This window comes from Metapseudomonas resinovorans DSM 21078 (assembly GCF_000423545.1).
In the GTDB taxonomy this organism is placed as follows: Bacteria; Pseudomonadota; Gammaproteobacteria; order Pseudomonadales; family Pseudomonadaceae; genus Metapseudomonas; species Metapseudomonas resinovorans.
Genome location: NZ_AUIE01000005.1, coordinates 204,073 through 220,093, shown reverse-complemented (window position 1 = coordinate 220,093; position 16,021 = coordinate 204,073). Strand labels below are relative to the sequence as shown.

The window sequence follows — 16,021 nt, the reverse complement described above, 5'->3', positions numbered from 1 at the left end:
AGCTTAGTCAGAACTGCGGCTCGTTGCTCACACCATGGGGCACATGCCCGGTAGCCACTACATCGCGCGCTTTTTCGCAGTGCCCGGCCTGATCGTCGAAGAACACATCCGCACCGAAGGTCTCGAGGATCGCTGCCTTTTCCAACCCGCCCAGGAAGAAGGATTCGTCCAGACGAATGTCCCACTCACGCAAGGTGCGAATGACTCGCTCGTGCGCCGGTGCGGAGCGTGCGGTTACCAGCGCCGTACGGATCGGGCAGGCGTCCGGCGGGAACTCTTGCTGCAGCCGGTTCAGCGCCGAGAGAAAGGGCTTGAAGGGACCGCCATCCAGCGGCTCGCGCGCGGAGTCCCGTTCGTGGGCCTGGAAGGCCTCGAGACCGCCAGTCTGGTAGATACGCTCGGAATGGTCGGAGAAAACCACCGCATCGCCGTCGAAGGCGATGCGCAGTTCATTGCTGGCGGCACGACGCGGGCCACCCGAGAGAATGGTGGCAGCGGCGTACCCGCTTTGCAGGGCGCCCCGCACGTCTTCGGCGTGGGTAGACAGGAACAGGTGACAGCCGAAGGCGCGCAGGTAAGGCTCCGGGCTGCGCCCGCCGACGAAGGCGGCGCGGGAGATACCCAGACCGTAGTGCTGGATGGAGTTGAAGGCTCGCAGGCCGGTATCGGCGCTATTGCGCGATACCAGAATGACCTCCACTCGCTGCTGGCCCAGTTGCTCGTTCAGGGCGAGCAGCTTCTCCACCAACGGGTAGGCATCGCCGGGGGCCAGCACCTCCTCCTCGTGGTCGATCTGGTACTGGCGGTAGGCTTCAATACCTTCCGCCTCGTAGACCCGATGACTCTCGTCCAGGTCGAACAGCGCCCGCGACGAAATTGCCAGTACCAGCTTGTCACCCAGCCCTTTACCCATGAAGGTCCGCCTCTCAGCCTTGGTTGCGCGCATCGATGAAGCGTAGCGCCTGGTAGAGCGCGCGAACGCGCGGCATCTCGAAGCCCGCAGCGGAGGCTGCGGCAAGCGGGGCCTCATAGATAGCGCCGAGTTCCAGCGGGCGCTTCTGCACGAAGTCGTGGTACATGCTCGGCAGATAGTCGGGCATGCGGTCGGTGGAGGCCAGCAGCTTGGCGGCGAAGTTGTCCGGGATGCGATGGCCAACTGCAGTAGCACCGTCCACCACTTCCTCCATGATCGCCTGGATCAGCTCACGGCTGTCGGCATTGCCCATGAGCGCGGTGGTACCGGCATTCAGCAGCACCGACAGGCCGTTGTAGGGCACATTCCAGACCAGCTTCTGCCAGCGAGCCTGCTCAAGGTTGGCCACGGCGGCCGAATCGATGCCGGCGGCCTTGAACAATGCCGAACCTTCCTCCGTCAGAGCCAGGCGTTCCGCCTCGTCACAAGCCGGCCCCGAGTGGTAACCGAGGTTCACCGCGCCCAGGGACTGGTGTTCGATCACCCCCGGCGCCGAGCGGTGCACGCAGATATAGCAGAGACCACCAAGCAGGTGCAGGGACTCGGGCAGCAGCGGACGCAGTTCGTCTTCCACCGCCAGGCCGTTCTGCAGCAGCACGACCTTGGCTCCCGGCGCCGCAGCCTGGGCGATGACCGGCGCCAATGCAGCATTGCTGGTGGTCTTGGCCCCGACCAGCAGCCAGTCGCACGGTGGCATTTCGGCTGCATCACGGTAGGCCTGGGCCGGGAACAGTGCCTGGGCACCATGCACCGCGCTGTTCAGTTGCAGGCCGCGAGCCGCCACGGCGTCGTACTCGCTGCGCAGCAGGAAATGCACGTCAGCGCCGGCGCGGGCCAGCATCACGCCATAAAAGCCGCCAATTGCACCGGTACCGATGATGCCGATGCGCGGTTTGCTTGAACTCATCTAGGGAAGCTCCTCTGCCGGCCGGGCCGATGCCCGGCCAAGGGCATGAATCAGATCTTCGCGCCGCAGGCTGGAGTGCAGCGCGCCATGGAATAGGCCATTTCGGACCACGAACAACGCAGGCAGGTGGAATACCTCATAACGCTGGACCAGCCCACCATTATTGCCGGCATCTATCCAGCACAATCGGTCCACCGGCAAGGCCGCACCCGGCAGATTCTGGCGGGCCCAGCGGCAACTGGCGCATCCCGGGCTCGTAAAGATCACCAAGGAGGTGCCAGGGAAGTCGAGCAGACGGTGATCGGCATCGAGGTCGGTCAGCTCCAGCTCGGGCACTATAGTGTCTTGTGCGATGCCGCTTTCGAGGCATCGGGAGTTTGCGGTCATGCGTCAATTCCTGCGTCACACGACGGAGATGCCCGTCGAGCTGGTTCCGCGCAAAGGCAGGCACATACCCCTGCAGCGGCTGCACGATATCAGCCTGGGTGGGGTGGCATGCAACTCCACCCGTGCGTTTCGGCGCGGCACCGCGATAGAACTCTGCATCCCCTTGCTGGGCGATCAGGCCCGTTTTTTCGGGGCAGTGGCCTGGTGCCGCAAACTGGCCGAGGACTACATGATCGGCATCGCCTTCACCGATGAGGAAAACATGTTCCGCGCACGAATGGTGGAGCAGATCTGCCTGATCGAGCAGTACCGCAAGCAACGCGAGGCATCCGTTGGCCACGCCTTGGCACCAGAGGCCGTGGCACAGGAATGGATCGCCCTGCACGCTGCGGACTTCGCCCCCGTCTGAAATCGTGCAAATTCCACGTCCGGCGCGTGCATTCGCCATTGTCGAGGCTGCGTGGAAAGCGTTAAGGTTCCCGTCCCCGCCGCGTTTTTACTGCTGTGCTCTCCGCCATACGGGGATCGCTGGCGGCCTGCACCCGTGACCTGACGACCCTGAACGATGAAAAGCACGATGGCTGATTTACAGATCGACGACCTTAACGTTGCCTCCAACGAGACCCTGATCACGCCGGAGCAGTTGAAGCGCGAAATTCCCCTGACCGATGAAGCACTGAACACCGTCGCCAACGGCCGCCAGGTGGTCCGCAACATCCTCGATGGCAAAGACCATCGCCTGTTCGTAGTCGTGGGCCCCTGCTCCATCCACGACATCAAGGCTGCCCACGAGTATGCCGATCGCCTCAAGGTCCTGGCCGCCGAGGTGTCAGACACCCTCTTCCTGGTCATGCGCGTGTACTTCGAAAAACCGCGCACCACCGTCGGCTGGAAAGGCCTGATCAACGATCCGTACCTGGATGACTCCTTCAAGATCCAGGATGGCCTGCACATTGGCCGCCAGTTGCTGCGCGACCTAGCCGAAAAAGGCCTGCCCACCGCCACGGAAGCCCTGGACCCGATTTCCCCGCAGTACCTGCAGGACCTGATCAGTTGGTCGGCCATCGGCGCCCGCACCACCGAATCCCAGACCCACCGCGAAATGGCTTCCGGCCTGTCTTCCGCCGTCGGCTTCAAGAACGGCACCGATGGCAGCCTGACCGTGGCGATCAACGCCCTGCAGTCCGTTTCCAGCCCGCACCGCTTCCTGGGTATCAATCAGGAAGGCGGCGTTTCCATCGTCACCACCAAGGGTAATGCCTATGGCCACGTGGTCCTGCGCGGCGGCAACGGCAAGCCGAACTACGACTCGGTCAGCGTTGCCATCTGCGAGCAGGAGCTGAGCAAGGCCGGCATCCGTCCGAACGTGATGGTTGACTGCAGCCACGCCAACTCCAACAAGGACCCGGCCCTGCAACCTCTGGTCATGGACAACGTCGCCAACCAGATTCTGGAAGGCAACAACTCCATTGTCGGCCTGATGGTGGAAAGCCACCTCGGCTGGGGCAGCCAGTCGATTCCGAAAGACCTCGACCAGCTGAAGTACGGCGTTTCCATCACCGACGCCTGCATCGACTGGGACACCACCGAGAAAGCCCTGCGCAGCATGCACGCCAAGCTCAAGGATGTGCTGCCCAAGCGCCAGCGCTGATCGACAGCTGGAAACGAAAACGCCGGGCAAATGCCCGGCGTTTTTCATTGCGCGCCTATTCAGCCATTCTGGTGGGACTGACGCTGGCGGCGCTCGATATAGCGTTCGACATAGGAGCAGGATGGGATCACGGTGTAACCATGATCCTCGGCAAATTCCAGGGCTGATTCAGTCAGCGCCGCGGCAATCCCGCGACCACGCAGGACGTTCGGCACGAATGTGCGATAGATGTCCAACGTCTGTTTACCCAGGTCCATATAGGCCAGGTATGCACGATGACCGTCCACGGTGGTCTCGAACTGATGACCTGCCTGGTCATGGTGGATGGACAATGCCTCGCTCATCACTACTCCTCTGAGGGGTCTAAAACCTGACCCGTACCTTATCTATCTTTTCCAGCCGAAGGAACATCTCAGCCGTGCCGGAACCGAACTGCACACTGAGATACGCCTTCCCGTTCTCCACCTTGTGTAATACACCCTGGTAATAGGCGCCATCGAAGGTGATGAACTGCAGCCGCTTGCCGGCATATCCCGACAGGTCGGCAACATTGACGAACTCATACTGCTGCACGGCACGTTCGACGTCTTCGTTTCCCCCTTCTGCCGTGATCTTTTCCAGCGCCGTGTGCTCGATTCGCGCTGCCGCCGGATCGACCCAGGCGAATTCGACCGGCTGCACCAGCTCCTGGTTCACCAGAACGACCGGACGCAACATGGTCACCACATCCTTGGCATCGAAGAACTGCAGCCCATCCCAGGCCATGCCTTCGCTCGGCGTCAGCTCCACGCGCAGTGACTGCGGGTCCTTCAGGTAGCGACCGTAGGCGTCCAGCATCGACTGCCCCAGGGCCACTCGCTGGCTGCGCAGCACGGTGTCGAACTGCTGCATTGCCGTGTTCAGGTACACATCGGCGGACTGGCCGAGCTTACCGGCGCAGAACTGCTGCACCTTGCGCTGGTACTGGTTGTCGTTCAGCTCGAAAATCACGCTGGAAAGATGCGGCGGATTGACCCTGAGGTCACCCGGCTTCTCCGACATGTTAGACAAGGACAGACTGAGGCGCACTTCACCCATGTCGCGGGTATCGGAAGTCAGATTGAGGCTCAGCTTCTGTGCGCCGGGCTGGAACAGGTAGGAGAACTCCGCGTCCGTTTCCAGGGTGCGATAGCCCATCTCCAGCAGTTCGTCGGTACCGATATTGCGCACCTCGCCGCAAGCCACTTCGCTCATTGCCGTGAACACGCTGCGCTCTGCCGGGGTGTTGTATAGCTGCTGCATGAACGGACCGTGCACGTCCAGTGCGATGCCCTTCAAGCTGACCGCCATCTGCTCCGGAAACTTGCCCTCCGCCAGGCGCTCCTTGAAGCTGAGAAGTTCGCTCAGACTCTTGAACTTCAGCTCAGCCCGCTGCACCTGCAGGCTGTCCCCCATGGCCGGAACACGAAGTTGAAGATTCTCCAGGCCGACCCGACCATCAAAGGAGGAAGTTATGCCGCCGTAGGTGATATCCATTACCGGCGACAACTTATTGATGGCGTCATCCATGATCGATCTGACCGACCACCAGAGCGACAACTTGATGATCAGACCCACGGCCAGAACCGAGAGCAATCCCCACTTCAAAATCTTCGACATAGTGACGTCCTTGGAGTCTGCGCTTCGCTATGGATATCGGAAGCCAGGAGAGCTTATCAGCCACCCGTAGGCACTACCACGGCCGCTCTTTGTATAGATGAAGATAATTCCCGGTTCTCTGAAAAAGTTCCCTTTTTCAAAGCAAATTTCGCCCCCGAACAACAACCCCGCCCCAGGTCAAGGTAACGTTTGTCAGAAGATGGGCAAGAACCTGCCCGAGCCGCTGGCTTGGGCCTACACTTGGTATTTCGACTGATCAAAGAACAATCAAGCTGCCTGTTTTTTGATCAGCGACCTCGCTGTTTGCTCGTGAACTAGCCGGCAAGCTGAAAAAAATGTGCCTGCCTTGCGTAAGGTGAGTTTACTTACTACAAGTTATGGGTAGTATGTACGCCGGCTAATTTCCCAAGCTCGGGGAATTGCTTTATGGAAATGTCCACCTTAAGGGGAACACGATGAACAACGTTCTGAAATTCTCTGCTCTGGCTCTGGCCGCAGTTCTGGCCACCGGTTGCAGCAGCGTATCCAAAGAAACCGAAGCCCGTCTGACTGCTACTGAAGATGCAGCTGCTCGCGCTCAAGCCCGTGCTGACGAAGCCTACCGCAAGGCTGACGAAGCTCTGGCCGCCGCTCAGAAAGCCCAGCAGACCGCTGACGAGGCTAACGAGCGCGCCCTGCGTATGCTGGAAAAAGCCAGCCGCAAGTAATAGCCTTTCAGGCTATGAAGCCGATCCAGTTCGCTGGATCGGCTTTTTTATTGCCCTCACTTTTTCACCCCCCGTTTACCGGCTTAACCTGTCACCTCTCTCTACCCAAGAGCCTGAGTCATGCGCATCAAACTGGCGGGCAAAAGAAAAGCCCGCTGGCGTATCGCTCAGCGGGCTTACTTCAAGCGCGAATTTGCTTACAGCGCAGTGTTCAGCGTGCTGGCCGCCATCGCCGAATTGGGTTCGGCAATTTCCACCGGCAGGCCGTCTTCAGCCGCAACCACTTCACGCACCACGTCCCAGTCCAGGCGGATGGTGTTGACCAACTCCTCACGCTTGAGCAGCGCATTGATCACGGCGGTGTGCTTGTCCACCACCGACGGGTCGCCGTGGTCATCCAGCGGTGCGTGGGCTTCCAGATAGACCTTGCCGCCACTGACGCCGAACTTGTAGGGCTCGTTGATGATGCGCACTGGCGTGCCCACCGGCACCATGGCTGCCAAGGCCAGGACGTTGTTGTTCAGCATGCGGAAGCAACCGTGGCTAACGCGCATACCAATACCGAACTTCTTGTTCGAACCATGAATCAGGTAACCCGGCACGCCCAACTTGAACTTGAACGGCCCCAGCGGGTTGTCCGGGCCCGGAGGCACCACGGCAGGCAGCGGGTCGCCTTCCGCCGCATGCTCTTCCCGGATGGACTTGGGCGGATACCAGGCCGGGTTGGAGGTTTTGGCAGTAATGGTGGTGTGCGCGATGGGCGAACCCCAGCCTTCACGACCAATTCCCAGCGGATAGGTATGAACGACGTTCTGCCCTTTCGGGAAGTAGTACATCCGGTACTCGGCGAGGTTGATCACGATGCCTTCGCGCGGCCCCGCCGGCAAAATATAGCGGGTCGGCAGTATGATCTCGGTGCCCGCGCCAGGCAGCCAGGGATCGACGCCGGGGTTGGCTGCGACCATTTCCAGGTAGCCCAGGTCATTGGCAACGCCGATATCGGCGAAGGTGTCTTCGTACTTGGCCTTGATCACCTGAACCTGGCCGACGATGTCTTCGCCGGGCGGCGGCAGGGGCAACTCAAGGGCTGCAACGGGGCCAGCCACCAGCAGGGACGCTAATGACAGGGAGCGGGCGACGGCTGTAAAGCGCGGCAACATCCGGGAATCCTTGACAAATTGACTGATTAAAAGACTCGGAATTCTACACCGGCGCGAGCCGCACCGGGAGCCCTCAGGCTTCCGACCAGACCGAGTGCTGCCCCTGACGCTGAGCTTCGAGGGTAGAACGGCAGTTGGAGCACAGGCGACGGTCACGCAACAGCTGCAGCTCCAGAGTACTCCAGCGCGGCTGAGCGGGCAGCAGGCCACCGCAAAGAGTTCGATCGGCGAAACCTCCCAGTTCGAGCTGGCGTGCCACCAGATGCAGACGCACTTCGCGACAGGCGAACAGGTCGAGTTGCTCGTCAGGCTCTATTACTTTGTAGCCAAACAGGGACCAGACGGGGCGCGGCATGGAGGACTCCAGGGAGGGTGCGCAACATTAGCCGAAAGCGAGCCGCGGGAAAAGCGTCAGAGCATGGGTTCCAGGGTCGGCCACAGGTTGTCCAGCAACCGCGGCTGGGCCTGCGCCCGAGGGTGAATCCCGTCGGATTGCATCATTTCCGGCACACCGCCCACACCCTCGAGGAAGAAAGGTACCAGCGGCACCTGCTTCTCCGCGGCCAGCGTGCTGTAGACATTCGCGAAAGCCGTGATGTAGCGAGCCCCATAGTTCGGTGGCAAGCGCATACCGAGCAGCAGCACCGAGGCACCCTGCTCCTTGGAGCTGTCGATCATGCTGGCAAGATTCTGTTGCAATTGCGCCGGCGGCTGGCCGCGCAATCCATCGTTGCCACCAAGCTCGATTATCACCAGTTCCGGCTTGTGCTCAGCTAGGAGCGCGGGAAGCCTGGACAGCCCACCAGCACTGGTGTCGCCGCTGATCGAGGCGTTCACCACACGCTGCTTGTAACCCTTCTCGGCAAGGCGTTTCTCCAGCAAGGACACCCAACCTTGACTGGATTCCAGCCCGAAAGCGGCACTGATACTATCGCCGACGACCAGCACGGTCCCCGCCATGGCCTCCTGCGCCAACAGAAACAGGGACAGGCAGCCGCCCAACAACCAGGCACGCATTGGATTCTCCATGAGCGCAAGCATTCTCGATGCGCGGAACCTTAGCAAAGTGGTTCCCAGCGCGGAAGGCGAGCTGACCATCCTTCACGACCTCTCCCTCAACCTCGGCAAGGGCGACAGCCTGGCCATCGTCGGCAGCTCCGGCTCTGGCAAATCCACCCTCCTCGGCCTGCTCGCCGGGCTCGACCTGCCCAGTGCCGGCGAAGTGCACCTGGCGGGCCGCGCCCTGTCGAGCCTGGACGAAGACCAGCGTGCGCGGGTTCGCGCAGAACATGTCGGCTTCGTGTTCCAGTCGTTCCAGTTGCTGGACAACCTCAACGCACTGGAAAACGTCATGCTCCCGCTGGAGCTGGAAGGTCACCGGGATGCCCGCGCACGCGCACGCCAACTGCTTGAGCGGGTCGGCCTTGGCCAGCGACTCAGCCACTATCCGCGCCAGCTTTCCGGTGGCGAACAGCAACGAGTCGCCATCGCTCGCGCCTTTGCCGCCGAGCCCGATGTGCTCTTCGCCGACGAGCCCACCGGCAACCTCGACAGCCATACCGGCGAGCGCATCAGCGACTTGCTCTTCCAGCTCAACCAGGAACGCGGCACCACCCTGGTACTGGTGACTCATGACGAGCGTCTGGCCCATCGCTGCCGTCGCCTGATCCGCCTCGAAGGCGGGCGCCTGGTCGAGCAGGTGGAGCCCTGATGCGACGACTGCCGTTCGCGCGCCTGCTGGCAATGGCCGCACGCCAGCTGTGGCGCGATGCCCACAGCGGCGAGCTACGCGTGCTGTTCTTCTCCCTGCTGGTCGCAGTCGCCGCCAGCAGTGCCATCGGCTACTTCAGTGCCCGCCTCAATGCCGCCATGCTGCTACGTGCAACTGAGTTCCTCGGTGCCGACTTGCTGCTCAGTGGCTCATCTCCAGCCAAGGCCGAACAGATCGACAGCGGCCTGCAGCTAGGCCTGAGGCACGCCCGCGCGGTGGAGTTCTCCAGCGTGATCGCCGCTGACAGCGGGATCCAGCTATCCAGCGTCAAGGCCGTCGACCTCGCCTATCCATTGCGCGGGGAACTGAAGAGCGCGGCGCAGCCCTATGGCGAAGAAACGACTGGCAGCGGCCCCGAACCCGGCGAAGCGTGGGCCGAGGCACGCTTGTTCGCCACCCTGAATCTCAAACCCGGCGACAGTATCGACGTCGGCCAGAAGACCCTGCGCCTGACACGGGTGCTGACCTACGAGCCGGATCGCGCCGGCGACTTCTACAGCCTCACCCCACGGGTGCTGATCAGCCTGGACGACCTCGAAGCGACCGGTGTAGTACAGCCCGGCAGCCGCGTACGCTATCGCGAACTCTGGAGTGGCCCTGATGAACGCCTGAGTCGTTACCGGGCTGCCATTGAACCCGGCCTGGAGGCCAACCAGCGGCTGGAAGACGCTCGCCAGGGTAACCGCCAGATCGGCGGCGCCCTTGGCCGTGCCGAGCGCTACCTGAACCTGGCCAGTCTCGCTGCCGTATTGCTCGCCGGGGTTGCCGTGGCCCTGTCCGCCGCTCGCTTCGCCGCGCGCCGCTATGACGCCAGCGCCTTGCTGCGCTGCCTTGGATTGTCTCGCCGTGAAGCCCTACTTCTATTCGGCCTGCAACTGGCGTTACTGGGCCTGCTCGCCAGTGCGCTGGGCGCCCTGTTCGGCTGGCTTGCGCAGGCGGTGCTGTTCAAACTGCTGGGCGGGTTGCTGCCAGCAGTGATTCCCTCCGGTGGCATGGTGCCAGCGTTGGCGGGAATCGCCACCGGACTGCTTGCCCTTGCCGGCTTCGCCCTGCCGCCACTGGCTGCGCTGGGTCGAGTTCCACCACTGCGGGTTCTGCGCCGCGACCTGCTGCCGCTGCCCCCCAGCGCCTGGCTCATATACGGTGCCGCACTTCTAGCCCTCGGCCTGATCATGTGGCGCCTGAGCCTCGACCTGAAACTCACGCTCGCACTGCTCGGCGGCGGCCTGGTCGCCGCCCTGTTGCTGGGCGGCGCGCTACTGGCTGGACTGAAAGGACTGCGGCGACTCCTGGCCAGTGCAACCCTGCCCTGGCGCCTGGGCCTCGGCCAACTGTTGCGCCACCCCCTGGCGGCAGCCGGACAATCGCTGGCATTCGGCCTGATCCTGTTGGCCATGGCGTTGATTGCACTGCTGCGCGGCGAACTACTGGACACCTGGCAAAACCAGCTACCGGAGAACGCACCTAACCATTTCGCCCTTAATGTCCTGCCTGCCGAGAAGGAGGCCTTCGCCAACCGCCTTGCCAGCCTCTCGCCCCACCCCACACCACTCTACCCAGTGGTGCCTGGCCGCCTCACCGCCATCAATGGCGAAGCTGTACGCAAGCTCGTCAGCAAGGAATCCCAGGGCGAGCGTGCCGTGCAGCGTGACCTCAGCCTGACCTGGTCGGCCATGCTGCCGAGTGATAACCGGCTGGTGGCGGGTCACTGGTGGACTGGCCTGCCGAAAGGCGCGTTGCCGGGCGTATCGGTGGAAGCCAAGCTCGCCGAAAGCCTTGGGCTCAAGCTTGGCGACCGTCTCAGTTTCAGCGTGGGCGGCCTGCAGCGAGATGCCCAGGTGACCAGCCTGCGCGAAGTGGACTGGGACAACTTCCAGCCGAACTTCTACATGATCTTCGCCCCGGACACCCTTTCCGACCTCCCCGTCACCTACCTCACCAGCTTCTACCTGCCCCCGCGCCACGACCGCGAGCTGGTGGAGCTGTCCCGTGCCTTCCCCGCCGTCACCCTGCTGCAGGTGGAGGCCATCCTGGCGCAGCTGCGTAGCATCCTGGCCCAAGTCACCCTGGCAGTGGAGTTCGTGCTGCTCTTCGTCCTCGCCGCAGGTCTTGCCGTGCTGTTCGCCGGACTGCAATCCACGCTGGACGAGCGCATCCGCCAAGGCGCCTTGCTCCGCGCGCTCGGCGCCGAACGGCAGCTCTTGCTGAAGGCACGGCGTGCAGAGTTTGCGCTGCTCGGTGCCTGCAGCGGTCTGCTCGCGGCACTCGGCTGCGAACTGGTCAGCGCCCTGCTCTACCGCTTCGCCTTTGACTTGCACTGGCAGCCCCACCCCTGGCTGCTCCTGCTGCCGTTGCTGGGCGCCCTGCTGGTCGGTACCGCCGGAGTGATTGGCACGCGACGCGCACTCAACGCCAGCCCACTGACGGTCCTGCGCGAAGCTTGATAGGCTTTGCCTCCCGAATTCCTGCAGGACCGCCATGAGCCGTTATCGCCCACCCCGCACCGCCGGAACGCCCTTGATCACCCCGGAAGGCGAAGCCCGCCTGCGCGCTGAGCTCCATGAGCTGTGGCACGTACGCCGGCCCAAGGTCACCCAGGCCGTGAGCGAAGCGGCTGCCCAGGGAGACCGGTCGGAGAACGCCGAGTACACCTACGGCAAGAAGATGCTGCGAGAGATCGACAGCCGCGTGCGCTTCCTGACCAAGCGTCTGGAAAACCTCAAGGTGGTGCGCGAACGTCCGGCCGACCCCGGCAAGGTCTACTTCGGCGCCTGGGTGACCCTGGAAGACGACGATGGCGAGCAAGCCCGCTACCGCATCGTCGGGCCCGACGAATTCGACCTGAAGCAGAACCAAATCAGCATCGACTCCCCCTTGGCACGCGCCTTGGTGGGCAAGGCGCTGGACGCCGAAGTGCGGGTCAACGCCCCGACGGGGGAAAAGACCTGGTACGTGGTCGAGATCGATTATCCGTAGAGCGACGGGATTGGGGCGATACGCGACGAATCAACGGCGAGTAATCAGCCCCTGCCGCGCCACCCGCACCAGTTGGCTGAGCGCTTCTGGCAGCGCCTCCGCCGAAGGCGCCTGGATCACGGCCATGTCAAAGCTGTCGGACGAGAAACGCGCGAGCGACTCGCCTTCGCGAACGAACTGGATGAGGAAGTTGCGCGGGCGACCCCAGCGCTGGGGCCAACCTTCGAGATAACGCAGGAGTGTCGGCTGATGGGAACCGCCGAGCAGTATGCGGGGATTGCGCAATACCAGCCCAGTGGTGATCGGGGCTAGTCGGAGCAGCGGTTGGGGACAGGTCATGGTGTCATGTCTCCGCCTCATTGGATCCCGCTGGGCAGCGGTGAGAGGCGACACCGAACCAGCGCTTTAGCGGTATTTCGAAGTCTCTGAAGACTTCCGCGCCCCGCAAGTAGCTGACTAAATCGGCGCATGGGGCGACATCCTAGAGAAGCCCGCGCAATACTGTCAAGGCGACCACTTCGCCCTGCGAGACGCCCATGAGCACCCCGCCGCTGCGCCTGTTCTTCGCTATTCCCTGCTGCCCGCAACTGGTCCGCGACATCAGCGATTGGCGCGCCCGGAACCCCATCGATGGCAAGTCCGTGGCGCCCGAGAACCTGCACATGACCCTCGCCTTCCTCGGCTCGCAACCCCGAGGCCAGGTGGCGTCACTGGAGGCATTGGCCGCAAGCCTGACGCCCACGGCGTTCACCCTGCAGCTGGATCGCCTGGCGCGCTGGAAGAACGGCTTGCTGTACCTGGCACCGAGCAGGACTCCACCCGCCCTGACCGACCTGGAGCACAGTCTGCGTGAAACATTGCTAAGTGCAGGCTTCAACCTGGAGACACGCCCGTTCAAGCCCCACCTGACCCTGGCCCGCCACTGCCCGAGACTGCCCTCCGCACCCACCCCAACCTTCGATTGGCCGGCCACCGAATTCACCCTCTATGCCTCGGAAAACAGCGCCAGGGGCACCCGCTATCACGCCATCGGACAATGGCCGTTGCGGCCTCCGACCCCAGCCTGACGTTTCGCCCCGTAACAGGAAACTGGCCGACATCATTGGGTGAACGGATGTAAACATCTGCAAAAAGCCCAATCCAGAGCACTTATCCGCATCTCGCGTCCGGTGGCATGATTCCTGCCATTCGCCCTGCTTGAAGTGCACGCCCAGGATGGGCGTGGCCGCGCCACGGAATGCAGTCCGGCCCTCCCACGCACAACAGTCGAGAGCGCACATGAAGAAAAACAAGACCCTGCTCGCCCTATGCCTTGCCACCGGTCTCGCCGCCTCCGGACAGACCCAGGCCCTCTGGTTCGGCTCCAGCGGTTATACCCAGACCCGCTACCCGATCGTCCTCACCCACGGCATGCTCGGATTCGACAGCATCCTCGGCGTCGACTACTGGTACGGCGTTCCCTCTGCACTGCGCCGCGACGGCGCCCGCGTCTACGTCACCGAAGTCAGTCAGCTGAACACCACCGAAGCCCGCGGCGAAGAGCTTCTGGAGCAGGTAGAAGAAATCGTCGCGATCAGCGGCAGCCCCAAAGTCAACCTGATCGGTCACAGCCATGGAGGCCCGACCATTCGCTACGTGGCCGCCGTACGCCCTGACCTGGTCGCCTCCGCCACAAGCGTTGGCGCGCCACACAAGGGTTCGGCCACCGCCGACTTCATCCGCAACGTGCCGCCAGGCTCTGCCGGCGAAGTCTTGCTGGCCGGTATCGTCAACGGCCTGGGTGCGCTGATCAACTTCCTCTCCGGCAGCAGCAGCGACCTCCAGCAGAACGCCCTCGGCGCCCTGGCGTCACTCAACAGCCAAGGTGCCGCCGCCTTCAACGCCCGATTCCCGCAGGGACTGCCCACCACGTCCTGTGGAGAAGGTGCCTACCAGGTCAATGGCGTGCGCTACTACTCCTGGAGTGGAACCAGCCCGTTGACCAACGTGCTGGATGTCAGCGATGCCCTGCTCGGTGCCAGTTCCCTGGCCTTCAACGGCGAAGCCAACGACGGCCTCGTGGGACGCTGCAGCTCGCACCTGGGCAAAGTCATCCGCGACAACTACCGAATGAACCACCTGGACGAGGTCAACCAGACGCTTGGACTGACCAGCCTGTTCGAAACCGATCCAGTCACCGTCTATCGTCAACAGGCCAACCGGCTGAAGAACGACGGGCTCTGAGCCCCTTCTGCGGGGTCTTCCGGCCCCGCACTTGCCCAGCCTGCCGAGAGCTCCAGTGAAAAAATTCCTGCTGCTGCTTCCCATCGCCTTTGCCGGCGCCCTGGCCATCCTGCTGCAATGGGGCGGCAATCCGGCCCCGGCGGCCTCCGGCGGCGCCCCGCCACTCAGAACTGCCGCCACGCCAACCACACTGGCGGTGGCACCTACCACCGTCCTCGTTCCAGGCAATCCCCCTGTGACGCCGCCCAACAAGCAAGCCATGCCTGCGTCGCTGGCCGGAACGGACGTGGATGGCCGCTTCCATCTCGATGCCGCAGGCAACCTGCTCGTCACTGAGGACATCCGGCGCATCTTCGATTACTTCCTCAGCACCCAGGGAGAAGAACCCCTGAGCGGCAGCATCCAGCGCCTGTGGGGCCATATCACCGAGCAACTGGACGCACCGGCCGAGGAACAGGCACTGGCATTGCTTGACCAGTACCTCGATTACAAGCGCCAACTGGTGCAACTGGAGCGCGACCTGCCGCTACTCGCCGACCTCACGGCCCTGCGCCAGCGGGAAGCGGCGGTACAAGCGCTGCGGGCGAGGATATTCAGCGCCGATGCTCATCAGGCGTTCTTCGCCAACGAAGAAGCCTACAACGGCTTTACGCTGCAGCGCCTGGCCATTCAGCGGGATACCGCCCTGGACCCTGCGGGCAAGGCTGCGGCCATCGACCAGTTGCGCAGCACTCTGCCCGAGGCACTGCAGGCCATGGCTGCCAGCCAACTCCAGGCGGAACTCCGGGCCCAGGTGGGTGCGCTTCAGGCCGCAGGCGGCAGCCCCGAGCAGGTTCGCCAACTGCGCCAGCAATTGGTCGGCGCCGAGGCCACGGCCAGGCTGGAAACCCTGGACCAGCAACGCCTGCACTGGCAGCAGCGATTGCAGGCCTACCTGAAGGAAAAAACGCGTATAGAGGCCAGCGAGGGCCTCAGTCCGAGCGACAAGGCTGCGGCCATCAGCCGCCTGGAAGAAGAAGGATTCAATCCGCAGGAGCGTTTGCGCCTCCGTGCCGCGGCCGAACTGGCAGCGGCACAAAAAAGGCAGCCCTGAAACGCAAAGAGGCCCGCCGAAGCGGGCCTCTTTCATTGCCTGGTTCAGTTGGCCAGGTTGCGATCCAGGGACATCTTGCCGGCACCTTCGATCAGCAGGGTGCCGCTGATCAGGGCGAGGATCATGGCGTATTCGTAGCCACCGTTGGTGATGAAGAAGCCGCTGGCCCAGTGCACACTGAACACCGCCACCACCATCGCAACGACCAGTGCAGCTGCGGCCGGACGCACCAGCAAGCCAATCACCAGGGCCAGGCCACCGAAGAACTCCGCACTTCCCGCCATCAGGGCCATGAGGTAGCCGGGAGTCAAGCCGATGCTTTCCATCCACTGCCCAGTACCCGCCAGGCCGTGACCGCCAAACATGCCAAAGAGCTTCTGTGCGCCATGAGCCATGAAGGTCAGGCCGGTAATGATCCGCAGCAAGGTGATGCCATAACCGGCGTTAGTAGCGAGGATGGGTTTGATCGGGTTGCTCATCGAGGTGTTCCTTGTGTTGTGGGAGTCGATGAACACAAGCTTAGTAGAATTATTTG

19 protein-coding genes are annotated in these 16,021 nt (G+C 62.9%); 9 read left to right on the top strand and 10 right to left on the bottom strand.

What is annotated here, in order from left to right:
* Positions 1 to 7: 7 nt before the first annotated feature.
* From G559_RS0105700 to G559_RS0105690, 3 genes are read right to left on the bottom strand one after another with little or no spacing between them, the layout of a single operon-like run.
* Positions 8 to 913 (bottom strand): 5'-nucleotidase, encoded by a 906-nt coding sequence (locus G559_RS0105700; protein ID WP_028627320.1) that lies wholly within the window; start codon positions 911 to 913, stop codon positions 8 to 10.
* A 13-nt stretch (positions 914 to 926) separates the two neighbouring features.
* Entirely contained in the window at positions 927 to 1,880 is a 954-nt protein-coding gene (locus tag G559_RS0105695) for a putative 2-dehydropantoate 2-reductase (RefSeq protein WP_028627319.1), read from the bottom strand.
* Positions 1,881 to 2,267 carry a YbbN family protein gene (locus G559_RS0105690; protein ID WP_028627318.1) on the bottom strand — a complete coding sequence of 129 codons (387 nt, stop codon included), beginning with the start codon at positions 2,265 to 2,267 and terminating at the stop codon, positions 1,881 to 1,883.
* On the opposite strand from G559_RS0105690, the gene G559_RS0105685 reads away from it, so the two are divergent.
* Both G559_RS0105685 and G559_RS0105680 read left to right on the top strand, forming a co-directional pair.
* Positions 2,266 to 2,676, top strand: coding sequence for a PilZ domain-containing protein (locus G559_RS0105685; RefSeq protein WP_028627317.1), 411 nt, complete (start codon positions 2,266 to 2,268; stop codon positions 2,674 to 2,676). The two genes, G559_RS0105690 and G559_RS0105685, sit on opposite strands and share 2 nt — an antisense overlap.
* Before the next feature lie 168 nt (positions 2,677 to 2,844).
* Positions 2,845 to 3,918: a 3-deoxy-7-phosphoheptulonate synthase gene (locus G559_RS0105680; protein WP_028627316.1), complete on the top strand. Its 1,074-nt coding sequence runs from the start codon at positions 2,845 to 2,847 to the stop codon at positions 3,916 to 3,918.
* Positions 3,919 to 3,977: 59 nt separating this feature from the next.
* On the opposite strand, the gene G559_RS0105675 is transcribed toward G559_RS0105680, so the two are convergent.
* Complete coding sequence (locus G559_RS0105675) at positions 3,978 to 4,262, bottom strand: GNAT family N-acetyltransferase (protein ID WP_028627315.1); 285 nt, start codon at positions 4,260 to 4,262, stop codon at positions 3,978 to 3,980.
* A 19-nt stretch (positions 4,263 to 4,281) separates the two neighbouring features.
* The gene (locus tag G559_RS0105670; RefSeq protein ID WP_028627314.1) at positions 4,282 to 5,556 is read right to left on the bottom strand and encodes a hypothetical protein; all 1,275 of its coding nucleotides are present in this window, start codon (positions 5,554 to 5,556) and stop codon (positions 4,282 to 4,284) included.
* Positions 5,557 to 6,011: 455 nt separating this feature from the next.
* Here G559_RS0105670 and oprI point away from each other — a divergent pair, with 455 nt between their 5' ends.
* Complete coding sequence (gene oprI / locus G559_RS0105665; protein ID WP_003448337.1) at positions 6,012 to 6,263, top strand: outer membrane lipoprotei OprI; 252 nt, start codon at positions 6,012 to 6,014, stop codon at positions 6,261 to 6,263.
* Positions 6,264 to 6,460: 197 nt separating this feature from the next.
* Here oprI and G559_RS0105660 read toward each other — a convergent pair whose 3' ends face one another.
* From G559_RS0105660 to G559_RS0105650, 3 genes are all read right to left on the bottom strand, one after another.
* Entirely contained in the window at positions 6,461 to 7,423 is a 963-nt protein-coding gene (locus tag G559_RS0105660) for a L,D-transpeptidase family protein (protein WP_028627313.1), read from the bottom strand.
* A 73-nt stretch (positions 7,424 to 7,496) separates the two neighbouring features.
* Positions 7,497 to 7,778, bottom strand: a complete 282-nt coding sequence (locus G559_RS0105655) for a hypothetical protein (RefSeq protein WP_028627312.1) — start codon at positions 7,776 to 7,778, stop codon at positions 7,497 to 7,499.
* Positions 7,779 to 7,834: 56 nt separating this feature from the next.
* Positions 7,835 to 8,440, bottom strand: a complete 606-nt coding sequence (locus G559_RS0105650; RefSeq protein ID WP_028627311.1) for an arylesterase — start codon at positions 8,438 to 8,440, stop codon at positions 7,835 to 7,837.
* A 10-nt stretch (positions 8,441 to 8,450) separates the two neighbouring features.
* Here G559_RS0105650 and G559_RS0105645 point away from each other — a divergent pair, with 10 nt between their 5' ends.
* The 3 genes from G559_RS0105645 to greB are packed head-to-tail and all read left to right on the top strand — an operon-like array spanning position 8,451 to position 12,170.
* Entirely contained in the window at positions 8,451 to 9,134 is a 684-nt protein-coding gene (locus G559_RS0105645; protein ID WP_028627310.1) for an ABC transporter ATP-binding protein, read from the top strand.
* Positions 9,134 to 11,638: an ABC transporter permease gene (locus G559_RS0105640; RefSeq protein ID WP_028627309.1), complete on the top strand. Its 2,505-nt coding sequence runs from the start codon at positions 9,134 to 9,136 to the stop codon at positions 11,636 to 11,638. The genes G559_RS0105645 and G559_RS0105640 overlap by 1 nt, the downstream gene beginning before the upstream one ends.
* Before the next feature lie 34 nt (positions 11,639 to 11,672).
* Positions 11,673 to 12,170 carry a transcription elongation factor GreB gene (gene greB / locus G559_RS0105635; protein WP_028627308.1) on the top strand — a complete coding sequence of 166 codons (498 nt, stop codon included), beginning with the start codon at positions 11,673 to 11,675 and terminating at the stop codon, positions 12,168 to 12,170.
* A gap of 30 nt (positions 12,171 to 12,200) precedes the next feature.
* Here the strand turns inward: greB and G559_RS0105630 are convergent, their stop codons facing one another.
* Positions 12,201 to 12,509, bottom strand: a complete 309-nt coding sequence (locus tag G559_RS0105630) for a hypothetical protein (protein WP_028627307.1) — start codon at positions 12,507 to 12,509, stop codon at positions 12,201 to 12,203.
* 197 nt (positions 12,510 to 12,706) lie between these two features.
* Here G559_RS0105630 and thpR point away from each other — a divergent pair, with 197 nt between their 5' ends.
* The 3 genes from thpR (at position 12,707) to G559_RS0105615 (ending at position 15,486) form a co-directional block, all read left to right on the top strand.
* The gene (thpR, locus tag G559_RS0105625; protein ID WP_028627306.1) at positions 12,707 to 13,237 is read left to right on the top strand and encodes an RNA 2',3'-cyclic phosphodiesterase; all 531 of its coding nucleotides are present in this window, start codon (positions 12,707 to 12,709) and stop codon (positions 13,235 to 13,237) included.
* 211 nt (positions 13,238 to 13,448) lie between these two features.
* Positions 13,449 to 14,393, top strand: a complete 945-nt coding sequence (locus tag G559_RS0105620; RefSeq protein ID WP_028627305.1) for a triacylglycerol lipase — start codon at positions 13,449 to 13,451, stop codon at positions 14,391 to 14,393.
* A 55-nt stretch (positions 14,394 to 14,448) separates the two neighbouring features.
* Positions 14,449 to 15,486, top strand: coding sequence for a lipase secretion chaperone (locus G559_RS0105615; protein ID WP_028627304.1), 1,038 nt, complete (start codon positions 14,449 to 14,451; stop codon positions 15,484 to 15,486).
* A gap of 44 nt (positions 15,487 to 15,530) precedes the next feature.
* On the opposite strand, the gene G559_RS0105610 is transcribed toward G559_RS0105615, so the two are convergent.
* Positions 15,531 to 15,965 (bottom strand): DoxX family protein, encoded by a 435-nt coding sequence (locus G559_RS0105610; RefSeq protein ID WP_028627303.1) that lies wholly within the window; start codon positions 15,963 to 15,965, stop codon positions 15,531 to 15,533.
* Between the last annotated feature and the right edge of the window lie 56 nt (positions 15,966 to 16,021).